Source organism: Rhodothermales bacterium (assembly GCA_034439735.1).
Taxonomy (GTDB): Bacteria; Bacteroidota; Rhodothermia; order Rhodothermales; family JAHQVL01; genus JAWKNW01.
The window spans coordinates 1-3,247 of record JAWXAX010000234.1 but is presented as its reverse complement, the minus strand read 5'-3'; the positions used below and the strand labels follow the sequence as shown (position 1 = coordinate 3,247).

Here is a 3,247-nt window from a genome sequence, read left to right as displayed (position 1 = left end):
GGTTACACGGCGCGGGAAGAGGCGATCGCGGCGGGACGCCGGGTTACACGGCGCGAGAGGGACCGGCGGACGTGCGGTGGCGCCGGGTTACACGGCGCGAGAGGGACCGGCGATAGATTCAAGCGTTGCGTTGGCGCCGTTAACCCGGCCTACGGTTCCTTTTACCTTTTGCCTTTTACCTTTTGCCTTTTTCACCCTTCTTTTTCCATCGTCGACCTTGAGATCGCGGTGATGAGCTTGCGGGGCATGAGGCGGAGGAGGAGGTGGAAGGCGAGTTTGTTGAAGATGCCGAAGACGGCTACGGTTTTGCCACGCTTCATGGCCCGGTAGCCGTAGTCGGCCACGGCGCGGGCGGAGGGGATGAAGAGCATCTTCACGGCGCGTGTGCGGGTGAGGTTGCCGACTTCGATGAACTCGGTTTGCGTGAAATTCGGGCAGAGGGCGGTGACGGTGACGTTGGTGTCGGACAGCTCGTTGGCCAGGGCTTCGGAGAAGGAGATGACATACGCTTTGGAGGCGTAGTAGACGGCCTGGAGCGGCCCGGGGATGAAGCCTGCGGTGGACGCCACGTTCAACACGGCCCCCCGGTTGCGCTCGACCATCCCGGGCAGAAACATCCGCGTCAGGGCGGTGAGGACAAGGATATTCAGGTTGATCATCGCCTTGTCCGCCTCCCATTCCCGCTCGTGGAAGAAGCCATGGCCGCCAAAGCCGGCGTTGTTGATCAAGTACTCCACATCGATCTTTTTATCGGTCACCTCCTTGTAGACCGCCCGGGCCGCGCCCGGCACCGCGAGGTCGCGCGGGATGACGTGGACCTGCACGCCGTGCGCCTGCTCCAGCTCGGCCTTTAATTCGAGCAATCGCTCCTCACGCCGCGCGACGAGCACAAGATCACCTTTCTGCGCCGCATGGATACGCGCGAGCTCGCGGCCAATCCCGCTGGATGCGCCCGTAATCAGGGCTACATTGTTCATCATGGTTTCGATGCGTGGGGCAGAAGGGGGCTATGCAAGGGGGGCCACGGGGAGTGTATCCCCTTGAATGCGGTCGACAGGGGGTTGTTTAACGCATTTTGAATGAAGCGGGCGCAGGGCTCTTAATGTATTAAAAAAGCGCTTTTCTGCGTACCGGGCTACCGGATATGCAAAGACTTCACGAATGGCCGGCCGGGCCGGGTTCATCGGCGCTGTGCATCTTTCTTACGACACGAGCATATATGGAGCGAGTTTTTGTCACCCATCGTTACTGCGCCATGCACCACCTCGCCGCCAGCCGCCTTCGGCTGTCTCCTTTCGTCGTGCTCCTGTCCCTAATCGCCGTGCCTGCGTGTTTCGCCCAGTCGGATGCGGGACGCGTCGCCTCGCCGGCCGATACGCCAACCGCGCTTGAGAATCCGTCGCTCGTCCAGCAGTACCAGGCTACCATCACGGAATCCGACCTCGCGGCGCACCTCTACGTGTTTGCGTCCGACTACTTCGAGGGCCGCGAGACAGCCACCCGCGGCCAGAAGCTCGCCGCCATGTACCTCGCCGGACAGTACCGCAAGATGGGCCTCGACGCCAAAGGCAACCACCCCGGCGATAACGCCATGGCGCCCGAACGGTACTTCCAGCCCTTCCCCCTGTACGGCCGCTCGCTGAAAGCGGCCCGCCTCGACATCACGGCCGGCGGACGCACCGTCGCCAATGTGGTCTTCTCGGCCGCCGAACAGAGCGCCAACGCCTACCTCGCGGCCGGCAATGCGATGGCCGTCAATGGTCCGGTTATCTTCGCGGGCTACGGCATCGAGGACGACGCCCTGGGATATAACGATTTCAAGGCGATGGAGGCCGCCGGCCTCTCGGTCGCCGACTCCTGGCTGATGGTGCTGCTGGACGAACCGCTCGTCAGCGCCGAAAAGAGCCTGCTCCCCACCCAGGATGGCGCCCCCTCGCGGTGGACGGCCCGCGGCAACACGAAGCGGGGCAACATGATGCGTCGAGAGGGCGGCCGACCCCGCGGCGTCCTCGTCGTCGGCGACCTCGGGCCCAACGGCAAACCGACCGCCGACCAGGCGCGACGCGCCGCCGCGGCCCTTGGTGGCGTTGGCCAGCTCTCCCTTGAAGAACAGGCGGGCGGCGCTGCCGCGCCCCCGTATTACGTCATCTCTTCCGCCCTGGCCAACCAGATCATCGCCCCCGCCGGCAAAACGGTCGAAGCGCTCAAGGCCGGCATCGACAGCAGCCTCCAACCCACCGTCTTCGCGGTGCCCGATGTGATGCTCTCGAGTGCCATCGAACACGAGGCCTTCCAAACGACCAGCGAAAACGTCGCCGCGTTCATCGAAGGCTCGGACCCCGCGCTGAAGGATGAAGTGGTGGTCATCTCCTCCCACTACGACCATGTCGGCATGAACGAAGGCGGAGAAGGCGACATCATCTTCAACGGCGCCGACGACGATGGCTCGGGCACGGTGGCCGTCCTCGAAATGGCGGAAGCCTTCAAGACGGCCCAGCGGGATGGGAACGGACCTCGCCGGTCCATCCTGTTCCTGAACGTCTCCGGCGAAGAAAAAGGACTGCTCGGCTCGGCGTATTACTCGGATTCCGACCCACTCGTGCCGGTCGCCAACACGGTGACGAACCTCAACATCGACATGATCGGCCGATACGACCCCACGCATCCGTCGAAAAGCAAGAACTACGTCTACATCATCGGCTCCAACCTGATCTCGCAGGAATTACACGACCTCAACGCGCAGGTCAACACAGCGACGGGCACTCACCTCGAACTGGACGAACGGTTCAATTCGAAAGACGACCCCAACCAGTTCTACCGCCGGTCCGACCACTGGAACTTCGGCAAACACGGCGTGCCGTTTATCTTCTTCTTCACAGGCACCCACGAGGACTACCACGGCCTTGAGGACGAGGCGGAGAAGATCGAATACGAACGCATGGCCCGCATCACCCGGCTCATCTTCGCCACGGCATGGCAGGTGGCCAACCAGGACGAGCGGCCGGCTGTGTCGGGCGCTGGATTTAACTGATGGATTCAGGTTTAATACTGTGGACAATTTTCGCACATCTGGGCCAATCCTGGTGATCAGGCCCCTCCTCTCACCGAGGAGGGGCGAGTTCTGACGTCGATAAATCGACGTCAGAACGGGGAGGAGTAAAGCCTTGCGTCAACGTAGATCATTTTTTTGCAACTCAACCCGAGTGCCGAGTTTACAAAAATTCGGGCAGCGACTGCGGGGCGTGCT

At 62.3% G+C, this 3,247-nt stretch carries 2 protein-coding genes; one reads left to right on the top strand and one right to left on the bottom strand.

Annotated features, from left to right (window positions below):
* Nucleotides 1-191 precede the first annotated feature (191 nt).
* Nucleotides 192-980: an SDR family oxidoreductase gene (locus tag SH809_16990; protein MDZ4701411.1), complete on the bottom strand. Its 789-nt coding sequence runs from the start codon at nt 978-980 to the stop codon at nt 192-194.
* A gap of 275 nt (nt 981-1,255) precedes the next feature.
* Between SH809_16990 and SH809_16985 the strand changes: the two genes are divergently transcribed.
* Complete coding sequence (locus SH809_16985) at nt 1,256-3,031, top strand: M28 family peptidase (protein MDZ4701410.1); 1,776 nt, start codon at nt 1,256-1,258, stop codon at nt 3,029-3,031.
* The last annotated feature ends 216 nt before the right edge of the window (nt 3,032-3,247 follow it).

Coding starts and splice junctions, on each gene's coding strand:
- SH809_16985 (MDZ4701410.1), top strand. CDS start 1,256: ATGCACCACCTCGCCGCCAGCCGCCTTCGGCTGTCTCCTTTCGTCGTG.
- SH809_16990 (MDZ4701411.1), bottom strand. CDS start 980: ATGATGAACAATGTAGCCCTGATTACGGGCGCATCCAGCGGGATTGGC.